The sequence below is a fragment of the Aquimarina algicola genome, assembly GCF_006443095.1.
Lineage (GTDB): Bacteria > Bacteroidota > Bacteroidia > Flavobacteriales > Flavobacteriaceae > Aquimarina > Aquimarina algicola.
In genome coordinates this window covers 779,184-803,872 of sequence record NZ_VFWZ01000001.1, presented here as the reverse complement: position 1 = coordinate 803,872, position 24,689 = coordinate 779,184, and the positions used below count along the sequence as shown (strand labels likewise).

The 24,689-nt window shown below is 31.2% G+C and carries 20 protein-coding genes and 2 tRNA genes; 14 read left to right on the top strand and 8 right to left on the bottom strand.

The genetic code is table 11. From position 1 onward, the window contains the following. Positions 1–43 precede the first annotated feature (43 nt). The 8 genes from FHK87_RS03595 to FHK87_RS03560 all read left to right on the top strand — a co-directional run bounded on the left by FHK87_RS03595 (position 44) and on the right by FHK87_RS03560 (position 12,740). Positions 44–6,256, top strand: a complete 6,213-nt coding sequence (locus tag FHK87_RS03595; RefSeq protein WP_226294048.1) for an SDR family NAD(P)-dependent oxidoreductase — start codon at positions 44–46, stop codon at positions 6,254–6,256. A 13-nt stretch (positions 6,257–6,269) separates the two neighbouring features. Next, positions 6,270–7,988, top strand: a complete 1,719-nt coding sequence (locus tag FHK87_RS03590) for an aminotransferase class I/II-fold pyridoxal phosphate-dependent enzyme (protein ID WP_140589845.1) — start codon at positions 6,270–6,272, stop codon at positions 7,986–7,988. A gap of 106 nt (positions 7,989–8,094) precedes the next feature. Next, the gene (gene fabD / locus FHK87_RS03585; RefSeq protein ID WP_140589842.1) at positions 8,095–8,958 is read left to right on the top strand and encodes an ACP S-malonyltransferase; all 864 of its coding nucleotides are present in this window, start codon (positions 8,095–8,097) and stop codon (positions 8,956–8,958) included. A gap of 69 nt (positions 8,959–9,027) precedes the next feature. Next, complete coding sequence (locus tag FHK87_RS03580) at positions 9,028–9,294, top strand: phosphopantetheine-binding protein (protein ID WP_140589841.1); 267 nt, start codon at positions 9,028–9,030, stop codon at positions 9,292–9,294. 383 nt (positions 9,295–9,677) lie between these two features. Next, positions 9,678–10,139: an acetyl-CoA carboxylase biotin carboxyl carrier protein gene (locus FHK87_RS03575; protein WP_140589839.1), complete on the top strand. Its 462-nt coding sequence runs from the start codon at positions 9,678–9,680 to the stop codon at positions 10,137–10,139. A gap of 10 nt (positions 10,140–10,149) precedes the next feature. Beyond that, positions 10,150–11,133: an acyltransferase domain-containing protein gene (locus FHK87_RS03570; protein ID WP_140589836.1), complete on the top strand. Its 984-nt coding sequence runs from the start codon at positions 10,150–10,152 to the stop codon at positions 11,131–11,133. A gap of 144 nt (positions 11,134–11,277) precedes the next feature. Then, positions 11,278–12,048 (top strand): 4'-phosphopantetheinyl transferase family protein, encoded by a 771-nt coding sequence (locus FHK87_RS03565; protein WP_140589834.1) that lies wholly within the window; start codon positions 11,278–11,280, stop codon positions 12,046–12,048. A 23-nt stretch (positions 12,049–12,071) separates the two neighbouring features. After that, the gene (locus FHK87_RS03560) at positions 12,072–12,740 is read left to right on the top strand and encodes an MBL fold metallo-hydrolase (RefSeq protein ID WP_140589831.1); all 669 of its coding nucleotides are present in this window, start codon (positions 12,072–12,074) and stop codon (positions 12,738–12,740) included. 352 nt (positions 12,741–13,092) lie between these two features. On the opposite strand, the gene FHK87_RS03555 is transcribed toward FHK87_RS03560, so the two are convergent. Together FHK87_RS03555 and FHK87_RS03550 are read right to left on the bottom strand one after the other, a co-directional pair. Then, positions 13,093–13,167, bottom strand: a tRNA-Pro gene (locus FHK87_RS03555). A 10-nt stretch (positions 13,168–13,177) separates the two neighbouring features. Then, positions 13,178–13,261 (bottom strand) — tRNA-Ser (locus FHK87_RS03550). Between the two features lie 244 nt (positions 13,262–13,505). On the opposite strand from FHK87_RS03550, the gene FHK87_RS03545 reads away from it, so the two are divergent. Then, positions 13,506–15,113 carry a hypothetical protein gene (locus FHK87_RS03545; protein WP_140589829.1) on the top strand — a complete coding sequence of 536 codons (1,608 nt, stop codon included), beginning with the start codon at positions 13,506–13,508 and terminating at the stop codon, positions 15,111–15,113. Between the two features lie 38 nt (positions 15,114–15,151). Continuing rightward, the gene (locus FHK87_RS03540; RefSeq protein ID WP_140589827.1) at positions 15,152–15,634 is read left to right on the top strand and encodes a hypothetical protein; all 483 of its coding nucleotides are present in this window, start codon (positions 15,152–15,154) and stop codon (positions 15,632–15,634) included. Between the two features lie 13 nt (positions 15,635–15,647). Here the strand turns inward: FHK87_RS03540 and FHK87_RS03535 are convergent, their stop codons facing one another. From FHK87_RS03535 to FHK87_RS03515, 5 genes are all read right to left on the bottom strand, one after another. Further along, a complete protein-coding gene (locus FHK87_RS03535) occupies positions 15,648–16,832 on the bottom strand; it encodes a THUMP-like domain-containing protein (protein ID WP_140589824.1) in 1,185 nt (394 codons plus the stop codon). A gap of 15 nt (positions 16,833–16,847) precedes the next feature. Further along, positions 16,848–17,936: an AI-2E family transporter gene (locus FHK87_RS03530; RefSeq protein ID WP_140589822.1), complete on the bottom strand. Its 1,089-nt coding sequence runs from the start codon at positions 17,934–17,936 to the stop codon at positions 16,848–16,850. A 20-nt stretch (positions 17,937–17,956) separates the two neighbouring features. Continuing rightward, positions 17,957–18,397 carry a hypothetical protein gene (locus FHK87_RS03525; protein ID WP_140589820.1) on the bottom strand — a complete coding sequence of 147 codons (441 nt, stop codon included), beginning with the start codon at positions 18,395–18,397 and terminating at the stop codon, positions 17,957–17,959. Between the two features lie 76 nt (positions 18,398–18,473). Beyond that, positions 18,474–18,980 carry a TrmH family RNA methyltransferase gene (locus tag FHK87_RS03520; protein WP_140589817.1) on the bottom strand — a complete coding sequence of 169 codons (507 nt, stop codon included), beginning with the start codon at positions 18,978–18,980 and terminating at the stop codon, positions 18,474–18,476. Next, a complete protein-coding gene (locus tag FHK87_RS03515) occupies positions 18,980–19,627 on the bottom strand; it encodes a DUF4159 domain-containing protein (RefSeq protein WP_140589814.1) in 648 nt (215 codons plus the stop codon). The genes FHK87_RS03520 and FHK87_RS03515 overlap by 1 nt, the downstream gene beginning before the upstream one ends. 36 nt (positions 19,628–19,663) lie before the next feature. Between FHK87_RS03515 and FHK87_RS03510 the strand changes: the two genes are divergently transcribed. Beyond that, on the top strand, positions 19,664–20,386 hold the full coding sequence (locus FHK87_RS03510) for a DUF1223 domain-containing protein (RefSeq protein WP_140589812.1): 723 nt from the start codon (positions 19,664–19,666) through the stop codon (positions 20,384–20,386). Positions 20,387–20,508: 122 nt separating this feature from the next. Here the strand turns inward: FHK87_RS03510 and FHK87_RS03505 are convergent, their stop codons facing one another. After that, entirely contained in the window at positions 20,509–21,384 is an 876-nt protein-coding gene (locus tag FHK87_RS03505) for a DUF3829 domain-containing protein (RefSeq protein WP_140589810.1), read from the bottom strand. A gap of 558 nt (positions 21,385–21,942) precedes the next feature. Between FHK87_RS03505 and FHK87_RS03500 the strand changes: the two genes are divergently transcribed. The 3 genes from FHK87_RS03500 to FHK87_RS03490 all read left to right on the top strand — a co-directional run bounded on the left by FHK87_RS03500 (position 21,943) and on the right by FHK87_RS03490 (position 24,683). Beyond that, on the top strand, positions 21,943–22,635 hold the full coding sequence (locus FHK87_RS03500; protein ID WP_140589808.1) for a DUF6261 family protein: 693 nt from the start codon (positions 21,943–21,945) through the stop codon (positions 22,633–22,635). Positions 22,636–23,027: 392 nt separating this feature from the next. Continuing rightward, positions 23,028–23,621 (top strand): Crp/Fnr family transcriptional regulator, encoded by a 594-nt coding sequence (locus tag FHK87_RS03495; protein WP_140589806.1) that lies wholly within the window; start codon positions 23,028–23,030, stop codon positions 23,619–23,621. A gap of 63 nt (positions 23,622–23,684) precedes the next feature. Continuing rightward, positions 23,685–24,683 (top strand): C45 family autoproteolytic acyltransferase/hydolase, encoded by a 999-nt coding sequence (locus FHK87_RS03490; protein ID WP_140589804.1) that lies wholly within the window; start codon positions 23,685–23,687, stop codon positions 24,681–24,683. Positions 24,684–24,689 lie beyond the last annotated feature (6 nt).

Here is a 24,689-nt window from a genome sequence, read left to right as displayed (position 1 = left end):
ATTAAAGCACCAACAGTTGGTTCCTAGTTTACACTCACAAACATTGAACCCGAATATAGATTTTACAAAGACCCCTTTTAAAGTCCAGCAAGAGTTAGAGGATTGGGTTACTGAAAAGGATAGTCCACGATTAGCAGGGATTAGTGCATTTGGAGCAGGAGGGAGCAATGCCCATTTAATCATCGAAGAATACATTCCTGGTGAAAAGCCAGTTTATCAAAGTAATGATCCTGCAATCATTGTCTTGTCTGCAAAAGACAAGGATCGTCTCAAAGAACAGGTCGAGAACTTATATGCTTATGTAGAAGATCATAAGGACATTAACATCTACGATCTTGCCTATACCTTACAAGTAGGTCGAGAACCGATGGAAGAACGATTGGCTATAACAGTTATAGATTTAGATAGCCTATTAGCGGCATTATTAGATTACAAAAAAGGAGATTCCGGTAAATGGTTAAGCGGTAATATTTCTCAAGATAAAAATACTTTCAAACTTACGGGTAATGCTGGTGCTGCTTACATAGAATCAGCGTTAGAAAGTAAAGAAATAAGTAATCTGGCTCAATCATGGATACAAGGACTTGATATTGATTGGAGATTACTTTATCAAAAAGACAATACGCCTAAAAAAATCAGTTTACCAACATATCCATTTGCTAAAGAACGCTATTGGGTACCTATATCAGAGACTTTCTCTGTATTAGGAAATAGAATTAGTCAATTACATCCGTTAGTTCATAGTAATGAGTCAGATTTAACAGCTCAAAAATATCAAAGCTTATTTACAGGTCAGGAATATTTCTTGTCTGATCATGTTGTAAAAAGTGATAAAATATTACCTGGTGTAGCTTATTTGGAAATGGCTAGAGAAGCAGGGGCTTTAAGTACGAGAAATGAAGTGATACAACTCAATAATATTACTTGGGCTTCTCCTTTGCGCATTACTAATGAAGCTAAAAAAATAAACATAAATATTTTTCCAATAAAGGATCAAATTGGTTTTGAGATATCTAGTAACGCTAAGCAAGATATTTTACATTGTCAAGGTACAATGAGTACAAACATAAAATTGAATCCTATTTATCATGATTTAGAAGACATAAAAAAGATGTTTGTTTCCTCTATGGATAGTGAAGAATGTTATAAACATTTTGCTGAATTAGGAATAACTTACGGGACTAATTTTCAAGGAATAAAAAAGGTATGGTATAATGATACTTCAGTATTATCACAAATTACTTTAGAAAATCCTGATGAGATGTTACTTTCTCCTGGACTTATGGATAGTGCTCTTCACTCCTGTTTTTTTATGGATTATCAGCATGAGAAAGAAACTTCGCTCGTATTACCTTATAGCCTTAAAGAATTGAATGTTTATGAAAAAACTCCTAATACGGTATGGGTTTTTGGTCGTAAATCTTCTCAGAAAAACGGGATTGTCCATTCTGATGTGGACATTATGAACTCAAAAGGCAAAGTTTTGGTAAGCTTTAAAGATTTAGTCTCTCTCCCTATAGATGGTATTCTAGAAAAGCGTGATCATAATGTCGATGAAAGAGAAGCTTTAGAAATTCATGATAATGAATCTCAACAAGGAATTGAAGATGCTCAAAAAATTAAATCAAATACTGATTCTGAAAATTCTAAATATAAAGAGGCAACGATTACTTATTTAAAAGAAGTATTAAATTCAGAATTAAAAGTACCATTACATAAAATTGACACAACAACTTCTTTTGAGGCTTATGGCATTGATTCTATATCGATAGTAAAAATGACTAATCAATTGAATAGTTTTTTTGGAGAGTTACCGCCAACTTTATTTTTTGAATATTTCACATTAGAAGATTTATCAGATTACTTTATAAGTCATCATAGCACAAAAGTTAATGAGTTGGTTAACAAAAATGAACATTTTTCTGAAAAAGAAGCCATCATTCCAAAACCTACTTTAGATAAGACTGTTTCTTTACAATCTACAAATCGATTTATAAAGACTAACAGTAGTATTCCACACTACAAAAAAGAGTCGATTGATACAGAACCAATAGCTATAATAGGGTTAAGTGGTAGATATCCCGGAGCTAAGACCTTAGATGAATTTTGGGATAATTTGAAGTTGGGCAAAGATGCTATTACTGAGGTTCCTTTATCCCGTTGGAATGCAGCAGAGTTGTATGATCAAGAAAAGGGCAAAGTAGGTAAGATTGCGAGTAAGTGGGGAGGATTTATAGATGATGTAGACAAGTTTGATCCTTTGTTTTTTAATATTTCTCCTAGTCTAGCAGAATATATGGATCCTCAGGAGCGCTTGTTTTTACAAACGGCATGGGAAACGATAGAAGATGCTGGATATACACTGGATCAGCTTGCGAAGGTTGGTCGTTCAGATAGCGCTGGTTTAGGCGGTCATGTTGGGGTATATGCCGGAGTGATGTATGGAGAATACCAGTTCTTAGCGATAGAAGAAGCTTTAAAAGGAAATCCTGTAACTACTTGGAGCAGTCCCAGTAGTATTGCCAATCGGGTATCCTTTTGTTTAAATCTTCATGGTCCAAGTATGGGAGTTGATACGATGTGTTCCAGTTCACTGGTTTCGATTCACTTAGCTATCGATGCAATCCACAAGGGGCAATGTAGTATGGCTATAGCTGGAGGAGTAAATGTAAGTGTTCACCCTAATAAATACAAAATGCTTAGCAAAAACCTGTTCGTTTCAGATAAGGGTAGATGTGAGAGTTTTGGAGAAGGAGGTAATGGTTATGTTCCTTCCGAAGGAGTTGGAGCTGTATTACTAAAACCACTAAGTCAGGCAGAGGCAGATGGCGATCAGATTTATGGAGTGATCAAAGGGAGTAGTTTGAATCACGGTGGTAAAGCCAATGGATATACAGTACCAAATCCAACAGCACAGGCAAGTGTTATTCAAGAGGCTATTGCCCGAGCAGGAGTTTCCCCGAATGATTTTAGTTATATAGAAGCTCATGGTACAGGTACAAGTTTGGGAGACCCAATTGAAATTGCAGGGTTAAGTAAAGCCTTTAGTGGTAGTAAAGAAGGACAATATTGTGCAATAGGGAGTATCAAGAGCAATATTGGACATGCAGAGTCTGCAGCTGGTATCTCAGGATTGACCAAAGTCTTATTACAATTAAAGCACCAACAGTTGGTTCCTAGTTTACACTCACAAACATTGAACCCGAATATAGATTTTACAAAGACCCCTTTTAAAGTTCAGCAAGAGTTAGAGGATTGGGTTACTGCAAAGGATAGTCCACGACTAGCAGGTATTAGTGCATTTGGAGCAGGAGGGAGCAATGCCCATTTAATCATCGAAGAATATATTGCTGGTAAAAAGCCGGTATATCAAAGTAATGATCCTGCAATCATTGTACTGTCTGCAAAAGACAAGGATCGTTTAGAACAACAAGTACAGAATCTACTATATCATTTAGATCAATATCCAGAAATAAATATATACGATCTTGCCTATACTTTGCAGATAGGTCGAGAACCAATGGAAGAACGATTAGCCTTTACTGCAGATAATATTGCACAGTTAAGAGAGCATTTGGTATCATATAGTTCCGGAAAACTTTCTGATTTGTTTACTGGTAATATCGAAGACGATACATCAGATCTTTTATTAGAAGGAAAAGCACTTGATTTATATGTAAAAACAGTATTGCAAGAAAAGCAACCAAAATCATTAGCTCAATTATGGATTAGAGACATTACAATCGACTGGCATTCTCTTTATGATCAGGAATATAAACCAAAAAAAGTCAGTTTGCCTACCTATCCATTTAAAAAGGTTAGATATTGGATTCCTAAATTAGATAAAAATGAGAGTGCTGTCTCGTATTCAAACAATCATTTACACCCATTATTACATTTTAATAATTCCAAGTTTAATGAACAACTTTTCACTAGTACATATAGTGGTTTAGAACCATTCCTTACAGATCATAAGGTTGGAGATGAAAAAATGTTACCAGGAGTTGCTTATTTAGAATTAGCTAGAGAGGCAGCAAGCTTAAGTATAGAAACAGATATAACTCAGATAAAAGATATTATTTGGGCAAATCCTATATCAGTAAATGGAAAACCACAATCGATAGAAATTAGTTTATCTCAAGAAGGAGATGATGAAATAGCTTATAAAATTTCAAAAAATGTAGAAAAAGATAAGATTAATTGCGGACAAGGTGTTTTGAGTAAAAAAGCATTAATTACTCCCAAATCTGTAAATATAGAACAGATTAAAAGCGAATTGACTAATCGAAAAGGAGGTACTGAATGTTATGAGATCTTTAGAGGAATTGGACTTAATTATGGAGCAAGTTTTCAGGGAATAGAAAAGCTCTGGTATAATGATTCAATTGCCTTATCAAAAATAGAACTCCCAAGTGATAGCAACTACATATTGCAACCAGGTATTATGGATAGTGCTTTGCAAACTTGTATCTTATTAGAAATGGGCACTAAAAATGATTCAACACTTGCCGTACCTTTTAGTGTTAAAGAGGTTAATATTTATGGAAACGTTTTAGAGGCCAGCTGGTGTCGTGCTCGTAAAAAAAATAGGAATAATAAAAATACGAGTACTTCTAGCTATGATATCGATTTGATATCTAATACAGGAGAAGTTCTATTAAGTTTTATAGGTTTTATGATATTGCCTGTAAAAAACAAGCCAATTATTCATAAAGAACCTCAATTAACTCAAAACATTACCAAGACATATTATTATACACAGTACTGGCAAAAGTGTAACCCACAAGAAAAAGATCATAGGGTTGATCAAGCTTCAAAACTGATCTTGTTGGCAGGAGGTTCAAAGGAATTATCCAAAAGTCTACAGAAAAAATTAGGAGTTGAAGTTCAGTCTTTAGAACAAAATATTGAAGTCAATTATTTTATTGAAATATTTCAAAAAGTAAAGCAAATAATTAAAGATAATGCTTTTAAAGATATTACTATTCTTTATAAAAATAACGATTACATAAAGTATGGTTTTGTATCAGGGCTACTAAAAACAGCTCAAATGGAAAGCCAAAAGATTACAACAAGAATGATTGGCGTTGATAGTCTATCGATTAAAACGATTGACACATTAATCGATAGACTCAAGAAAGAACATCAAGAAGGATTTACAGATGTTCGTTATAAAGATGATATTAGAGAAGAAAAGCATTTTAAGCCAATTACAAACGTAAACCCTTCTGATGTAAAGATAAAAGAAGGAGGAGTTTACTTGATAACCGGAGGAGCAGGAGGGTTAGGTTTTGTCTTTGCAGACCATATTAGTCAAACAAAAAACACTAAACTTATACTAACCGGAAGAAGTGAGCTGTCACAAGAAAAAGAACTTCGCTTGAAAACTATTCCTAATTCAGAATATTACCCATGTGATGTTACAAATAGCAATTCTATTTCAAAAGTTATTAAGAATATCATCAAAACTCATGGAAAATTGGATGGAGTTATCCATAGTGCAGGAATACAAGATGATCGTAGAATTGTTCATAAAACAATTGTAGATACAAAACAGGTACTCGCGGTAAAGATCGATGGAACAAAAAACCTTGATATAGCGACAAAAAATATACCTCTGGATTTCTTTATGTTATTTTCCTCTGTAGCAGGTGCATTAGGAAATGTTGGTCAATCTGATTATGCATCTGGAAATGCTTATTTAGATAATTTTTCTAAATATAGAAATCAGATGAAAGACAAAGGTAAAAGAAGTGGTAATACTTATAGTATTAATTGGCCATTATGGATTGATGGCGGGATGCATCCTAGTGAACAGGTTATTAAATATATGTTTACTGAGTTTGGATTAAAACCTCTTCCTTCTAAAGAAGGAGTAGCTATTTTCGAAAAAGTACTAGAAAATAGTATTGAATGTAATCTTGTACTCTACGGTCAAAATATCGAAAAGCTAGAAAAAAGTATTGTGTATCAAAAACTAGAAGAAGAAACTCTAGAAGATTCAATCAAAGAATTACTAGCAAACAATTCTTTAGACTCTATAGACGATTTTATAGAAAAAATTCCTGATGAAAATTTAGAAGAATTAATAGCGGTTTTATCGTCAGAAAAAGATCAAGAAAAAGAACTCGATGATATAGAAAAAATGGTAGATAGTCTACTAGAAATGGATTCTCAAGATGCTATAGATTCAGTTTTGGATCTGATATCAGAAGATGCATTGCAAGAATTAATCTCAACTATCCGTAACTCTTAAAAATTAAGTAAAAATGGCTGAAAAAAATTTAGCACAAAACAAAAGGGAAATCCTTAAGTCAATTCTTTTAAAAGAATTGAGTAAAATAAAAAATACAGAACATCAAAAAAGCAATACAGTTGATGTTAAATACTCTGAAAATCAAATTATTGATAAAGTAACTGTAATTCTTAGTGAATTGTTGAAAATTCCAACAAATGAGATAAAAATAGATTACGAATTAAACAAGTATGGTCTTGATTCTATGGGACAAATGAGCTTGTTGCGTAGAATTAATGATCAATTTGAAATACAAATAGAGGTAGAAGAAATAATAGGGCTTTCAACTATCCGTGAGATTTCTGGTTTGATCTCAGAAACTCTTAGCTCTATTCAGGCAATTGAAGTTGAAACTAAAATGGATGCCGATACAAATCTTAATAATCCAGCAGTCAAAAATGAAGTATTAAACACCAAAGAGAAGAAAAAATCTAATAATTACTTTGGATCAATAAGTAGCAGAGACGATGAAGAAATTAAAGAATTTCAAAAATTAATACAAGAAGATAAGTCAAAAAAATTATACCAAACTTCTAAGATAAGACCAATTTTTATGACTGATGAAGGAAAATCATTAATAAATTTTTCTAATTATGATTATCTGGGTTACTCTGGCGATGCTAAAGTTATAGATGCAGCTAAAAATTCTTTAGATCAATATGGCTTAGGAACAAATTCTTCTCCTGTTGGAGGAGCTATATTAAGATTGCATCAAGAATTACAACAAGAATTGGTTGATTTTTTTGGAAAAGAAGATTCTGCTGTAACTCTTTTTAGTTCTGGATATAATGCTTGTTTTGGTACTATTTCTGGTTATATGAGAGAAGGAGATCATGTAGTTTTGGATGCTTATAGCCACGCTAGTTCAGTTGATGGAGCTATTTTTTCTAAAGCACATGTGCACTTTTTTATGCATAATAATCTAGAGGATTTAGAAGATATTTTGAAGAGTATCGATACAGGTACAAACCGTATTCTTGTCTGTACAGAAGGGTGTTTTAGTGCAGATGGCGATTTTGGAGACATAAAAGGAGTTGTTAGAGTTTCAAAAAAATACGGAGCAAAGGTCTTTGTAGACGAAGCACACTCAGTATTATTAACGGGTAAAAATGGTCGAGGTGCTAGTGATGATCAAGGAGTTTTGAATCAGGTGGATTTGTTTGTCGGAACTTTAAGTAAAACTTTTTCAGGAACAGGAGGTTTTCTACTGGCAAACAAAGCAATCTCAAATTATATCGATTATTCAGCAAGAAATCGTATGTTCTCTGGTTCATTACCAGCAACTATAACAGGAGGGGTATTGGCATCTTTAAAATTAGCATCTGGAGAAGATGGGGATACCAGAAGAAAAAGATTGTTAGAAAATGCTGAATACATTAAATCTCTTTATAAGGATAAAGTAAAACTAGCAAATACACAAACTTGGATTGTTCCTGTTATTATAGGAGATGAACAAAAAACTATCGATGCTTCGAATTACCTAAAAGAAAAAGGGGTATATATTCCTGTTTTAGTATATCCTGCGGCTCCTAAAGGAGCAGGGAGACTTCGACACTTTATCACTTCAGAACATACTAAAGAACAATTAGAACAAACTGCAAAATTGGTAATCGAAGCAGCAGAAAAGTTTGGATGCGCTCTTCAAAATGAAAAGCAAGAAGATATAATGGAAGTTGCAATGGCAAACGATTAAGTACTATAAAAGTTTCAAAAAATAGATATAAATCAATTTGCTTCTAAAGCAAAACTTTGATTGGAATTGAGAACATAATAATTACATAATTTTTTAAATAAACAATATGAAAGCAATAATGTTTCCTGGTCAGGGATCACAACATAAAGGAATGGGTAAAGATTTGTTTGGTTCTTTTAAAAAAGAAATAACACAAGCTTCTGATATTTTAGGATATGATTTAGAGACTTTGTGTTTAGAAGATCCAAGGAGAGAATTAGGAAAAACACAATTCACACAACCGGCATTATACGTAGTTAATGCACTTGCTTTTATGCAGAAGGATATAAAAACTACCAATAATTGGTTTATTGGCCACAGTTTAGGAGAGTACAATGCATTACTTGCAGCAGGAGCTTTTGATTTTGAGACAGGACTTAAATTGGTTCAGAAAAGAGGCGAATTAATGGGTAATGCCGTAAAGGGAGCTATGGCAGCTGTTCTTGGGTTAGATATTGAAGAACTTAAAAATAAGTTGTCTGAAGGAGGTTATGATAGCATAGATATTGCCAATTTTAATACTCCTACTCAAACAGTTGTCTCAGGACCAAAAGAAGCCATTAATATTCTATTAAAAGATTTTGAAAACCAAAATATTCTTATTGTTCCATTATTTGTTACTTCACCTTTTCACTCTAGATACATGAAAAATGCAGCCGCAGATTTTTCATTGTTTTTAGAAGACTTCGAATTCTCTCCATTAAAATCACCAGTCATTTCTAATGTTACAGGAGTTCCTTATAAAGACGATCAAGTTAAAGTATTATTGAGTGAGCAAATTAATAGTTCTGTTAACTGGACAGGCAGCATACGTTATCTGATGGGACAGGGGATTCATGATTTTGAAGAAATCGGCAGTGAAATTCTTTCAAAAATGGTAAATGAAATCAAAAATAACTGCACTCCAATTATCGAAAATCAAATGATTTAAAAGTAATACAAAAGACTTTTATTTTGGATGTAGATAAATTAGAATCTTTTAACCTTAAAAAAACAAAATATGGATTCGAAAATAATTTTTAGTTTAATATTGGATAATTTGAAAGAAATCCTTTCAGAAATAAAAGTAGAAGATGTTAATTATGACTCAAAACTCTGTTTACTCGGTGCTAACTCTATTGATAGAGCTGAATTAATAGAAAAAACCATTGAGGATTTAGGAATCGAGGCAGATAGATTCGAATTTCATTCAGCTTCAAATATTGGAGAATTAACAGATCTGTTTTCTCAAAAATGTAATGATCTTCAATTTAATTTGGGAGTTTAAGTCTAGTATAGATTTATTATGAAGTCTTATGTTACCTAGTAAAATTTGGCACAAATATGATGATCATAAAAAGTGTGCTAAATAGAATAGGTACGATCGAAAAAATCTTATTCGAAGTGTTTTTTAGGTAGAAAATTGTGTAAGAAATAGATGAAATTTTAATTCAAATTCTTATACAATTTTTCTTCTTTTAAGACAAAACTGCTTTTTAAAAAAAAGATTCTAATTAGTTTTCAACTTACGCTAAATCATAGAAGTAGGTAATATTCATTTTATATTGAAAAATTATATTTAGTCGAATCACTCTTATTCGATTATGATTAGAACTCAAAAAAGCAAAGGCTCTGGAAGATTTTTGGAATATAGAATAAACCGTATTAATTATGAATTTAAAAGAAATTAAAAGTTTTATCAACTCTGTTGCCAAATCAGGGACAAACGAAGTGAAATTAGGTACTGATGATCTAAAAATAGAAATAAAATCAAAAAATCCAGATGTCAAGACTCAAGTTCGTACGATTGAGATGTTAGATTTTGATAATAAAAATTCTGAATTGATCAAAGAAGTAGAATTAAATACCAAAACAACAGAAAAATCTGATTTGAAGAAAGTTATTATAAAATCACCCCATATAGGGACCCTTAGTTTAAAATCACCGATTAGGAATACAAAAATGCTAAAAATTGGTGATTATATTGAAAAAGGTGATTTTTTGTGTTCTATTGAGGCATTACAGTTAGTGAATCATGTAAACTCTAACATATCAGGAAATATTAAAGAAATCTTAGTAGAAGATAAGACACCAGTTGAGTTTGATCAACCATTATTCGTTATTAATGTCTAAAATTTGATGTATGAAGGATATAAAAAAAGTATTCGTTTCTGTAGGTCAGGGAAGTCAGTATAGAGGAATGGGATATGAGCTATATAAGCATAATAATATATTTAAATCGAGTATAGAAGAAAGTGAAACGATAATTCAAAAACATCTAAAAAGATCTTTGATTGAAGAGTTATATGCAGCCAATGATACTAAGTTTGATGATTTGCTTATAACCCATCCGGCAATAGTAGCAGTAGAAATAGCGATGTATGAAGTGCTAAAAAGTTTAGGAATACTTCCAGACTATATTCTTGGTAATAGTTTGGGAGAATTTGCAGCTGGTGTTGTCGCAGAAATCTGGAATGCAAAAAGTGCTATTGAAGCTTCAATAATTCAAGCAAAATGTATTGAAAAAAGTGGGATAATAGGCAAAGGAGGAATGATTGCAGTTATTGATCAAGAACAGTTACTCGATAAGAATTCTTTCTTAGCATACAACTTATATTTGGCTTCGAATAATTTTGATGGGCACTATACAATTTCTGGATTGAATGATGATTTAGAAAATTTTCAAAACTTTCTCAAAAAACAAAATATTAGTTTTATCCGCCTTCCTGTCAAAGTACCATTTCATAGTCCACTTATTGACAAAAGTTTGCTTGATTTTAAAAAGTATTTATCTGTTTTTGGGAGTATAAAGCAACAACCAAATCAAAAATTTATTTCTGGATTGAAATGTACAGAGGTAGTTGTTATTTCTGATGACTATTTTGCTCAAGTAGTATCCAAACACATAAACTTTTCAAAATCTGTAGACTATATACAAGGTAAAGGAGATTTTTTATATATAGATATTGGTCCATCAGGAACAGGCTCAACTTTTGTAAATTATAACTTAAAAAACACACATAATTATTCAAAAACGTTTTCTATAATGAGTCCGTTTAAAAAAGAAAATGAAAAGCTGATCGAATTACAGGAAATACTAAAAGCTAATAATTCATATGTTTATTAAAAATAATATTTGAAGTTTTTTGGTTGATATATTTTTTGGATGCAACAATACTTATGAATAAGAATTAAATCCTAGATTCTTATTTATTATATCAATATTCTATAATGAATAATTAGAAGCATATTGAGGTTCAAATATTTGTTTATGATTTATAAAGAAAGCATTGTATTACATAGGAAGGAAGGAAGTTTTCAAGTTGGGTTTTGTATTATGAAAAATGCCCAGCCTAACATTTCTGACTATAAACATGTACTTCATGACGATGAGATAGACTATTATTCGAACCTTGAATATGAAAAAAGAAAAATAAGTTATCTACAAGGAAGAGTTGTTGCAAAGTATGCTATTTCAGAAGTGATTGAAAATTTTCAGAGTTTAAAATCAATTCTTATAAAGTCAGGAGTTTTTCATTTTCCTGTTGTCAAAAATATATTGAAAGATAATATTCAAATTAGTATAAGTCATAGTGATGAATATGGATTTGCCTGTGCGTTTCAAGAAGAACATCCTATTGGTGTTGATATTGAAAGAATTAATAAAGAAAATTCAGATGCAATAGCAAAGTATATATCTGAAGATGAACATAAACAAATAGTTTCTTGTTCATTAGAAAAACATATGGGAGATACTCTTATTTGGACATCCAAAGAGAGTCTTTCGAAAATTCTGAAAACCGGATTAACTATTGATTTTCGATTATTAGATATTTGCTCAATAGTTGAAAAAGATAAGTGTTATATATGCCATTTTAAAAACTTTTTACAATATAAATCTATATCAAGATGTATAGATGGATATATGTATTCTATAGTTATTCCCTCAAAAACTTCAAGCATTTTAATTATAAAATTATTAGGAAACATTAAAAAACATCTTGAAGAAGTAAAAGATTGTCAAAAATCTTTATTAAGCTAATTATTAATAAATGGTTGTAATTTATGAATGAATTGGGTGCTGTAGTAAAAATGTTCAAAGTTGAGAATTCGTTTTTTAAAAATCAATGTTATTTAATTTATAACAACCGAACAGGAATTTTAATTGATCCGGCATGGGATTACGATCTTATAAATGGTTTCATACAACGTGAAAGAATCAAGATAAAGGCAGTTTTATTAACTCATTCGCATAAGGATCATACTGATTTGGCAACAAAATTTTCACTATGTAATGATATTCCTGTGTACATTTCAAATGTTGAAATTGAGTCTTATGATATTAAGATTCCAAATCTTAGAAAAGTCTTTCATTTAAAAAAAATGGTTATAGATGGTTTTAATATAATGCCAATTCTTACTCCAGGACATACATTGGGTAGTACTTGTTATTTATTAGGTGAGAACTTATTTTCTGGTGATACCGTTTTTATTGAAGGTGTAGGGATTTGTAATAAGCAAAATGCAAGTAAACTATATGATTCAATTAACTTTTTAAAAAAGTATTTGAAAGAGAACACCTTATTCTGGCCAGGTCATTCTTTTGGAGAAACCCCCGGAAAAGATTTTAACTATTTGCTCAGACATAATATCTATTTTAATTTTACAAGCAAAAAAGATTTTATCGCTTTCAGAACCAGAGAAAATAAACCTGATCCTTTAGTTTTTAAATAGAAGATATAATTTTTTAGAGGCTAATAAAAAAGAATACATCAGAATAGTAAAATACGTTAAAAAAAGATCATTAATTACCTGTATTTAAATATTCAGCATACTTCTTGTTTGTAATATATATAGATAAGTCATCTTCTTTATATATTTAATATCACATAATTTTATTTGTAGCTTTTGATTTGACCAGACATGCCTTTTTTGAATGGAAGTATATCCTCGTATTGATTATTACTACATAGTTATTTTTAATACGATTAAGTACTTATGAATATAACAGATTGAAGACTCTCAAATATAATATGTGACATAAAAAAAGCCATTTGTTATCATTAGAAAACAAATAGCTTTTTTGTCGGGGTGGCAGGATTCGAACCTGCGACCTCCGCGTCCCAAACGCGGCGCGATAACCGGGCTACGCTACACCCCGAAAAATATTGCGGAGAGACCGGGATTCGAACCCGGGCAGCACTTACGCGCTGACAGATTAGCAATCTGCTCCATTACCACTCTGGCACCTCTCCTTTAAAACTTAAAAAGAACATCGCATTAATCTTTCAAATGCGGATGCAAATGTAGCTTTTATGAACCTATCATGCAACATTTTTTGTGCATTATTTTTAATTTAATAGTACCTTTTTTTTAAAAACTTGAAAATCAGTTTTTTTCTTGTATTATAAACTAAAAATAATTTTGAAATTCTCTAGCCACAAGGTAATAATGACTTCTTTTATATATTTGTAATAATGTTAACCTATACCTTATGTTATGAATTCATATAAACAACATATGAAAAACACATTTTTCTTTATCCTTTTTATTTCTGCATGTAGTTTTGCTCAAAAACCGATTTTATTAGAAGATTTTACCTTCGATGTAGGGGAGAAATATAAAAGAATCAAAAGTAATAATACGTACAATATAGCTTCTGGTAATAGATTAGCTTCTATAAAAAAAGGAAGAAAATCTATAACAGTACAGCGTTTTAATCTCGATGACCTTAAAGAGGATATAAAGAAAAGACAAATTATAGAAGACAAAGGGGATTTTCAAACAATTATGAACCTTAATGATAAGGCAGTTGCTTTTTATACAATAAATGATAAAGCTTACGGTCAAAAAATATCAATAACAGGAATTGCAGCAGAAAGACCAATTCAATTAATAAATGATAAAGAAAATATCGATAGAAATTTTGGTTTTGTTAGTACACACGGTTTTGATGCAGGAGGGAGAATCAACAAATTTGCATTCAAAAGATCTGAAGATGGTAAAAAAGTATTAGTACTTTATCGAATAGAGACAGGAGATAATAAATCCGATAAGATTGGGATCGCAGTATTTAGTAATGGTTTGAATCTGATTTGGAAGAAGAAAGTAACCCTACCTTATCCCACAAATAAAATTTTGAATGAAGATTTTATGATTGATAACAAAGGTAATTTTTATATGACAGCTTCTATATTCAATGATGCATCTGGTGATAAAGATAAATTAGAATCAACATATAGAACAGAAGTATTTAAAATTACAGAAAACAGTACCGAAATTACTAAAAGTAAAATAGAGATTTCCGGGAAGTCTATTACAGATGCTATTATTAATGTTAGTAGTAATGATGAGATTTCAATTTGTGGTTTTTATGCAAAAAATACCGATAAAACAGAAGTTTCTGGGATATTCTCTGCAAGCTTACAAAGTAATGGAGTAGTAGGAAAAATTAATAACAGTGATATTCCCGCAGAGACGCTACAAATGCTTGCTTTGCAAAGAGAAGAGCGGATAAATGAAGGAACACAAAAGGAAAAAGATAAAAAAGATCTTGAGAATTTAAAAGTTAATGACGTAAAGCTCAATGCAGATGGTAGTATGACTTTGTTTGGAGAGCAACGCTATGTAGAATCCTTTACAACATCGAGTTCTTCGGGCTCAAGAACGACATATAAGTACTATTATAGAGATATTTTTGTTTTTAAATTATCTGATAATACAATGTCTTGGATGCATAGGTTACCAAAACATCAAATGGGAACTATAGGAAAACGTAGTATGTCTTACCTCAACTTTATGGATAATGGTAAACACTATTTATTTTACATAGATGATTTTACAAACTTGAAACGTTCTTTTGGCGAGACTCCAACTAAATATTTTGATGGGAATAAAGAATTTATCTATTTAACGTCTTATGTCATTAATGATGCTACAGGAGAAACAACTAAAGAGGCTATCTTAACAGGAAGTGATATCAGAAATGCCAGATTAGACGTTATGGAAATTACCAAAGTAGCAAAATTACCTAATAAGGATATGATTTTAGAAGCCTATGATGGAAAAAAGAATAATTTATTGGTGAAAATATCTTTGGCAAGATAAGTGTTAGTAAAATTATCATGATCTTAATTTAAAACAAGATGAAGTTTCTATCGATAATTATGTTTCTTTTTTTGACCATTACACATTATGATAACGATGATGTATTGATAAAAGATATTAGAGCATCTTTTAAGATATGTGATCAATCCAAAGAAAATGCTGAAGAGTTTTATTCAAAAACTAAAAAAGCCTTACAGAATAAAAAGAACATTTATAAAGGTTATCATGGTGCTGCATTAGCTTTAAAAGCCTCTTATTGTTGGAATCCAATCAGTAAAGTATCATACTTTAACAAAGGAAAAAAAATGGTAGATGATGCTATTCGAAAAGATATTGATGATATAGAATTAAGAATGATTAGATTGAGCATACAATCCAATGCTCCAAAAATTGCTGGATATTATAAGAACATAGCAGAAGATAAAGAGTTTATAGAAAAAAATATTGATAAGGTTACCCAAAAAGACTTAGAATCTTATATCAGAGGGTATATGGAGTATTCTGATGTGTTTTCAAAATAAATTAAACGTATAATCAATTGATCTTATTACAAAGTAGCATTACTTTATTGTTTTTATTGTCTGTTGTAAAAAATAGAAAGGTATCTCCACCATCTTTTATCTTTAATTTTTTTCTTAATGTAGCAACACTCTCAGGAAAATTACGTGTTGTGATATTTGCTTTATCAATACCTATTTTTGTCAATGCTTTTTTTTGGTAAGGATATATAGCTTTTATTTCAAAACATCTACCAGGAAAATCAATTATAGTATCTGATGTATATAAATGAGAGTGTAGATGAAGTTTATTAAGGTTTAATATTTTTGCGATACTCAAAAAACCACCACTTTTTAATATAGCAGCATTTGGTTCATATAAAAATTGTTGAGGCGGTGATAATTTTACTTGTTGTTTTGTCTCGTCTTCTAACCAAAAAGCAAACTGTTGTTGTTTTGATTTTTGTATGTTGATAGTGATAATTTTGACGTTTTGATGCTCTCTTTTGTTAAGAATCCATAACAGTTCTTTTACTTCATTTTTAATCGCTAGTACATGAATTTCTTTTACATATTGCAATGACCGTATCCCTGAACGAATATCCAGTAGAGGAGAAGTTTTAATCAAAATTTGATCACTTTTTGAGAATAAGAAATCTAAGTTTTCTGGTATATTAGGAATAGAATCTTCTAGAAAGAAAACTTTTCCTTTACTCTCATGCCTTCTTGAGGGATCAACATAAATCCAATCTATATAATCAAAATCATTAAGAACTTCCAGACCGTTATCAGCATATGTCTTGATATTGTTTTGTTGAAGAGCAGTAAAATTATGTTGTGCAATATCGCTTAATTCTTTATTTATTTCGCAATGAATAACATTTTCCATTTTTTTTGCAAAAAAATAATCATCAATCCCGAATCCACCGGTAAGATCAATTAAGCTTTTACCTGAAACGATATTACTTTTATATAAAGCCGTAAGTTCTGAAGAGGTTTGTTCTAAATTTAATAATGGTGGATAATAAATATTTTCTTTTGCGTACCAGGTAGGCAGTTTGTCTCTGATTTTTCTTCTAGATTGAATTTGTTGTGCCAATTCTTGAATAGAAATATTATCAAAAGGACTACCTTTTAAAACGATATTACTAATCTCTTCGGATGAGTTCGATTGGTCAATAATATACTTCTGTATATTAGTATGTAATATATTTTGATTCAATGGTAAGCTTTATATTTACAGATCTTTGGTCAATTTTTTTACGATCTTATACTCTGATAAAAATTCTTTTGCAATTACTTTGATTGCAGTATAAGAAGGTACTGCAACTATAAGTCCGCTAATCCCAAAAAGTAATCCAAAAATAAGGATCGCCAAAAATATTTCTAGAGGATGAGAACGTACACTATTCCCAAAAATTAAAGGCTGATTAAGAAAATTATCAATTAATTGTACGATGAGATATCCAATCAAAACGTATGTAACTTTTGGTAAAATTACACTCTGAAAATCAAGGCCTAAATTACTTGTTGTTGTTAGAATAATAACAAATATTCCTCCAAAAAGAGGACCGATATACGGGATTAAGTTAAAAATAGCGGCAATTAGCGCAACAGCTATTGCATTGTGGACTCCAAATATTAATAAAATAATAGAGTATAAAACAAAAAGAATAGTAATTTGTAGTAAAAGACCAGCAAAATAACGAGATAAGAGATCTTTAATTTTGGTAAAAGCTCTCATAAACTTATTTTCATCTTCTTTTTTAGCAAAGACAAGTAAACTGTTTTCAAGTAATAAACTGTCTTTTAGTAGAAAAAAAGATATAAACAGGATAGAAAATACTCCCATCAAAATGGATCCAAAGCCACTAATAAAAGAATTAATAAGATTAGGGATAACTTTTAGATCCAGAAACTGAATAAGATCGGTTTTTTGAATCAGTTCTTCTATATTGAGCCGTTCTAGGTTAAAGTATTCATTTATTTCCTGATTAAGTCGGGTTAGGTCTGCCTTTATGGTATTGATATCGATTTCACTGATAAGTTGTCCCTGCTCAGTAATGATAGGAATGAATAACATAAATACTGTAGAAAGCAATCCGATAAAAATAATTAAGGTAATAACTACTGCAAGCGTATTATTAAATTTGAGTTTTCTTTTTAAAAACAATACCAATGGTCTGCCCATTAGTGAGATAACTGCTGCAAAAGCAATATATACCAATACAGATTGTATTTTATAGAGAAACCATAGTAAGCCCAATACTCCTATAATAATAGCAGTCGCCCTCAAAATTCCATATGCTATTGTTTTAGAACTCATAAGCTATTTATTTCTAATTCTTAATCGATATCTCCAATAGCATATTGACCATTGATTTTTAAAAAGGCAAAATATGCTGGTCTTGTTTTGGTATCGTTTTTAAATTCTAATTTCCAGACATACCATTTTCCTTCTGATTCTTCTTGTTGAATAAATTCTACAAACTTAGGCTCACTAATTTGGTGAAGACGATTTATTTCTTTGCTCAAAAGCTTAAGCTGCTCCACTTCATCAGGATGATTGAGATTGCAGATGTCTTTCCATTTGCGTTGTTCATCATTACCTCTATAAACAAGATAAGGAGCTAATTGTTCATACTTATTTTCTTTACTTAGCTCAAAAATGGTAAGCAAAGTTTGTTTTACCTCCTCTTCTGTATTTTTATCCTGTGCAAAAGTGGTTAAAGGAATTGAAAGAAAACAAATACATAAAAATGTTGCGCAAATATACTTGAAACTCATAATGATGGATTAATATGAAATGTAAAAAGTTATTTTGGTAAAATACAAAAAACTTTTTTGAACCTAATTATAGACTTCATAAGCTTTTTGTTAATTCATATAGGGCAATTGCAGTTGCTGTAGCAACATTCATACTACTATTATTGCCAAACATGTTGATATGCAATGCGTTTGCTGCTTTTTCTAAAACCTGATCAGAAACGCCTAGATTTTCCTCACCGATTACCAGAGCAATTTTATCACCGACATTGGGTTGATATGTATCAATAGCTACACTATTTTCTGTAATTTCTAATGCTAGAATTGTATATCCTTTTTCTTTTAGGGTATCAATTACGAGTATAATATCATCTTCTTCGTGATAAGGAATAATCTTGTGAGTAGATCGGGCTGTTCGTTCCATTCGTTTACTCATTACAGTAATCTCTTCACCACAAAAATAAATTTGTTCTACCCCAAAACTATCAGCAATTCTAAATAAACTTCCCATATTGGCGGGAGAATTAACACGATCACAAATAAGGGTTATCGGAAACTGTTTTTTGATAAACGATGTTTTATTGTGGTCTAATTGTATAGGCATTAATTTTCAAAAGCATATTTAACAATATTCGCACCCATTTTTAAGGCTTTTGTACGAACTTCTTCGGGATCATTATGTACCTCAGGACTTTCCCAACCGTCACCAAGATCACTCTCAAAAGTAAATAATAAAACAAGTCGATTTTCATGAACGATCCCTAATGCTTCAGGGCGTTTTCCATCATGTTCATGAATTTTTGGTAATCCTTTTGGGAATTTATATTGAGCAGAAAATATTGGATGATTAACCGGGAGTTCTACAAGTTCTTTATCCGGAAAAACTTTTACAAGTTCTTTTCTTACATAAGGTTCCATTCCATAATTATCATCTATATGTAAAAAACCTCCACTCATCAAATAATTACGTAAGTTTTCTGCATCCTCTTCTGTAAAAAACACATTTCCATGTCCTGTCATATGTATGTAAGGATATTGAAATATATCAATACTTTCTGGTTTTACAGTTTTGGGTTTGGGAGCGATAGCTGTATTAATATTTTGATTACAAAATGTTATCAAATTTGGTAACGCAGTAGGATTACTATACCAATCGCCTCCTCCTTTATATTGTAAAACGGCAATATCCTGACCATATAACGATACAGAAAGTATAAAAACAAAACTGTAAAATGTAAGTTTATCTATCATTATCGTCTAATAAAAGTGTTTAAAAGTACTAAAATTATGCAGACGATAACGAAACTTTTTATCTTATTCCTAGTTATATTTTCCACACATATAAAAGCTCAGAAAAGTAATCAACCTATAGTTTTTGAATTATTTACTTCACAAGGATGTAGTAGTTGCCCTCCGGCAGATCAATTATTGGATAAAGTAAAAGCCGAATATCAAGATCAAAATGTGTATGTATTGTCTTATCATGTAGATTATTGGAATAGATTAGGCTGGAAAGACCCTTTTAGTAAAGAAGAGTTTACTAATTATCAAAGAGAATACGCATCTCATTTTAGAAGTGAAACGATATATACGCCTCAATTAGTTGTTAACGGTAGTGAGCATTTTACAGGGTCAAATAGCTATAAGGTAAACAATGCATTGAAGAAGTATAAAACTGCCGAAACCACGACTAATATCACTTTAGATAATATAAAAAAAGAAAAAGAGAGATTACAATTGTCTTATCATGTAGAAGGTAAGGATTTTTATAAAATCACTTTGGCGCTTACAGTTGCTGCTCGTAATACTCCTGTAAAAAGAGGAGAAAATAGCAATCGTACATTAAAAAATACCAATATTGTAGCAAGCCGTGTGATCAAACAAGAAAATAGTGGAGAAATATCTATAATTGTACCAGATTGGATAACAAAACGAGACCAACTTTCTATTATTGCTTATACACAAAATGAAAACTTGAAAACTACAGGAGCAACAGCAATCAAATTGTAAAATAGTTTCTGTAAAGTTGAGTTATAGCATCTAACAACCTGCAATTCGTTGAATGATTACCTTTAACGGGTTAGGTTTTGCTTTTATTTTTTAATTTCTTGTTGTAGTCTAATAGAATTCACCTATTTATCAGTGTCAAAAATATCTTTTTTGAATTTTTGATTAAGTAGTTCCCTCATTCTTTCATTATAGCACAAGTGGTAACCTGAGACTATACAACCAATTTCTACGAATCTGATACCGTACTTTTGTTTCATTTTTGTTTTATATGTTTCATAAGAATCATCGGCGTCAAAACTAGGTAAACCATAACTGATTATTTTATATTCTTTTTGCTTAAAAGAGTGTTCAGCCATTTCTTTTCCCTTATCACACCCTTCTAATTTTATTTGATAGGCAACTGAAGGGATTGATGACATTTTAGTTACTTTATGGTCTTTTAAGTAATACCCTTTTTCCTTACCAATAGCAATAATTTCTTTTTTAAGATCGTATTGAGCTTGAAAAAAACCATAAAAAGCACTCATAAGTTGGGGATTCATTTTCTTTGCTTCTTTATAGTCATCATTTTTATAGCTTTCACGGAAATAGTAGCGTAGGGTTGAAGAATATAAAATCTTTAGTTCGGTTAAACATTGTATATACTGGATACTAGCCTCTTTTACAGGTACATAAACATTTGGTTCTTTAGTAAAAACTTCTTTAACATTTGGAATATCATCATATGCAGAAAGTAAAGCTGATAAACGTATTCTTTTTTTGACCTTTGGGAGACCACTGATCGTATCTATTTGATTTATATATGATTGATATGCATTGGTAACGGTTTCTAAATTACTGTTTATTGAAGCCCTATAAGAGTGAACATTATCAAAAACCGTATGCGCTACCGGATCTTCTCCGCGTACAAGTGGTTTTTTTTGGGGTTTCTGAAAACCAAATGTAAAACTCACAAAACATAATAGAGATGCTAATACTATTCTTGTTATATTATTCATTGTAGTATTGGTTAAAGGTTATTCTGGTACAATACCTATATGGTGATGATCTATAGTATAGTTTGCACCCGATATCTGATACTATTTCTAGTTAAATGTTTTTTCTTCAAAATTAAATTTCTATGGAGACAAAACAATCACTGTTTTCAGGGGGATTATAGTTTTTGTTCTACAATTTTAAGATATAATTCTTTACAGTTCTGCAGGAGCAATTCTGATGATTTTTTTCCTTCCTGCCGTCGGCAGGAGCAATTTTGACGATTTTTTTTCTTCCCGCTGTCAGCAGGAGCAATTTTGATGGTTTTTTTTCTTGCTGTAATCTGCAGGAGCAATTCTGATGATTTTTTTCCTTCCTGCCGTCGGCAGGAGCAATTTTGACGATTTTTTTTCTTCCCGCTGTCAGCAGGAGCAATTCTGATGATTTTTTTTCTTCCCGCTGCCGGCAGGAGTAATAATGTTAAATTTATTAACTAAATATAATATTTGTTAACTTTTAATTAACGTTTTTGAAATGCTTTGATATATTTGCGCCCTAATTATTTTTAAAACTATTTTATAATGATCAAAGAAGTACATTTTTCGTATTTAAACCCAGAGAATTTGATTAGCCTGGCAGAACAATCAATAGGCGTTATTCAAAAAAATCACGAAGCAGAAACGGTATTTGATAAGAGCATTCAAAAAGCAGAGGCAGCCATTACATTGGCACGACAAGCGGTAGGTACCTCTACCAAAGAAAACCTAACGGATCAGGTATTTACAGCAGATATGAACCGTGATACCTCTTACAATGCTATAAGATTACATGTAGAGGCCGGTACAAAAAGACATCGTAACATACAATATCAAGAAGCGAGCACCCGATTACAGCAGTTACTCAACAAGCATGGCCGAGGAATCAATAAATTACCATATGCAGAACAAAGCACAGCTGTAAAAGCGTTGCTTCAAGAACTTGATACTCAAACAGCGCAAACTGATATCTTGATTACAGGGCTAAGAGGATTTGTTACAGACCTTGACCAGGATCAACAGGATTTTGATATTGTTTTTGCAAAACGTAATACAGAGAAGGCAGAAAGTACAGCTATTACAGACAAAGAAGCGATACGAGTGCTTAAACCGGAAATGGTTAACTTTTATACTTTGGTCAATGCTTTTTATATTAACGAGCAAGTACCAGGTATCGATACTACCATAGAAGAGCTTAATGTAATTATCGACAGGATTGTAAACAGCGCCAAACGATAAATAAATATCAATATAGAAGTTATAACAACACCCACAGAACAGTATCGTTTTGTGGGTGTTTGCGTTACGTATATACGAGCAAACTAAAGATATGTACTTACTTGTACTTCAGTAGTCAACAATTTAAAACTTTAAATGTAAAATGTAAAATGTAAAAGTGAAAAGTAGTCTGTAATTTGGTATTGTGCGTTTTGCTTTGAGTCTTTGAGTGTGAAGAATCATGTTCAGTGCTTGTTACTTAGTATTTCTAACCTGTTACTTTTTTGCTTCAAACACTCAAAAGTGAGATGTTATATCAAGTGCAGTATGATGTGTTTTGTGATTTTTTCCTTCTTATCCTTTATAGGAATACTAATGATGGTTTTTCTTATGGTTTCAATTAGCTTTGTAGCATGAGTAAAACTGAAATTGAACAAATACTAAGTTCCGTATTTAAAAAATCTTTTGGAATTATAGATGTAGATTACAGGAAGCTTTCAGAAGTTTCAACATATTTTCAATATCCTAAAAATACCATTCTCAGAGATGCCTTCAAAAAAGAAATGAATTTAGGATACATTATAGAAGGTTCGACAGGTAATTTTGTTTACAAAAAAGATAAAAGGATATGTGTTGATTTGTGTTACGAAAACTCATTTTTTGGTGATTATTCTTCTTTATTAACAGGAAAGATAAGTCCTTTAGAAATTCAGTCTCTAGAAACAATTACGTATATATCAATCCCATTTACAAAATTAGTAGAGGCATATGAAAGTCCTATTGTAAGCGAAAAAATAGGAAGGATAGCTGCAGAACAGTTGTATATTCTCAAAAATCAGCAATTGATCGATTTGCAAACTCTTTCTGCAGAAGAGCGGTATCTCAAATTATTAGAAATTCAACCAAAGGTTTTGCAACGAACACAATCAAAATATATAGCTTCTTTTTTGGGCATTACACCTGAGAGTTTTTCGAGAATTCGTAAAAAAATATTAAAAAGCCATTAATTATCATAGATCAACTTTTTTGTATTGATAAACGTAGATGTTTGTACTAGAAAAAAATAGTGTATGTATCATCCAAGATTATATGGAGATTTTTATGAAATGGGGCTTAAATATGGTTCATTGTTACATAAAAATGGTTTTATATTACCCAATATTAGTAAAGAAAAAAAAGATTTTGGTCTTAAATCTTATGAAGAATTAAAAAAGTTTTATCCTGAAGTAATTGAAGAAATTAATGGTTTTGCGAAGGGAATACATGAGAAACCGGAGCAATTAGGTGCTTTTTTATTGAGTGTTATTCCGGATGTTAGGGGATATTGTAGTGTTTTTGCTTTTAAAAATAAAAATTCAACAATCATTGGTAGAAATTATGATTTCTTGTTTTCTCTGAAAAAGTTTACAGAAAGTAGTTTAATCGCCCCTAAAGGTAAATATGCGTATATTAGTCAATCAGATGTTTTTATCGGTAGAGTAGATGGGGTAAACGAAAAAGGGATATTTATTGCCATGTCATTTGTAAATGGTACTCAAATTCGACCCGGAATCAATTTTTATTTTATAGTAAGGAAGGTTTTAGAAGAGTGTGCCACTATAGATGGAGCCATAATGATGATCAAAAGTGCTAAAGTATCTTCTGCCAATAACTTTTTGATAGCAGATCGTTTTGGAAATATGGCTGTCGTAGAATCTGCCGTAGAAAAAAGTATGGTTCGATATCCAAAACCCAATGAAAACTTTATTCATATCACGAATCAATTTGAAACCAAGGAGATGAAATCCTATGATCAGGGAAAAGTCGAATGGAGTAAAAGTACAGAACGATATAGTAGACTAAAAGAGGTTTTGATGACTACTAAACATATGGATATTCAAGATGCAAAAAAAATACTATCGGATAGTTGTGTATGTTTAGACTTGAAAAAACAAAAATTTGGTACGATCTGGTCTGTTGTTGCAGATATAAAAGCATTAACGATAGAAAGAGCAGAAACCAAACCCAAGATCAGTAATTATAAAGTCGAAAAACGACTAGACTGGTGGTTAAATAAACAAAGAAAATAAGGACTA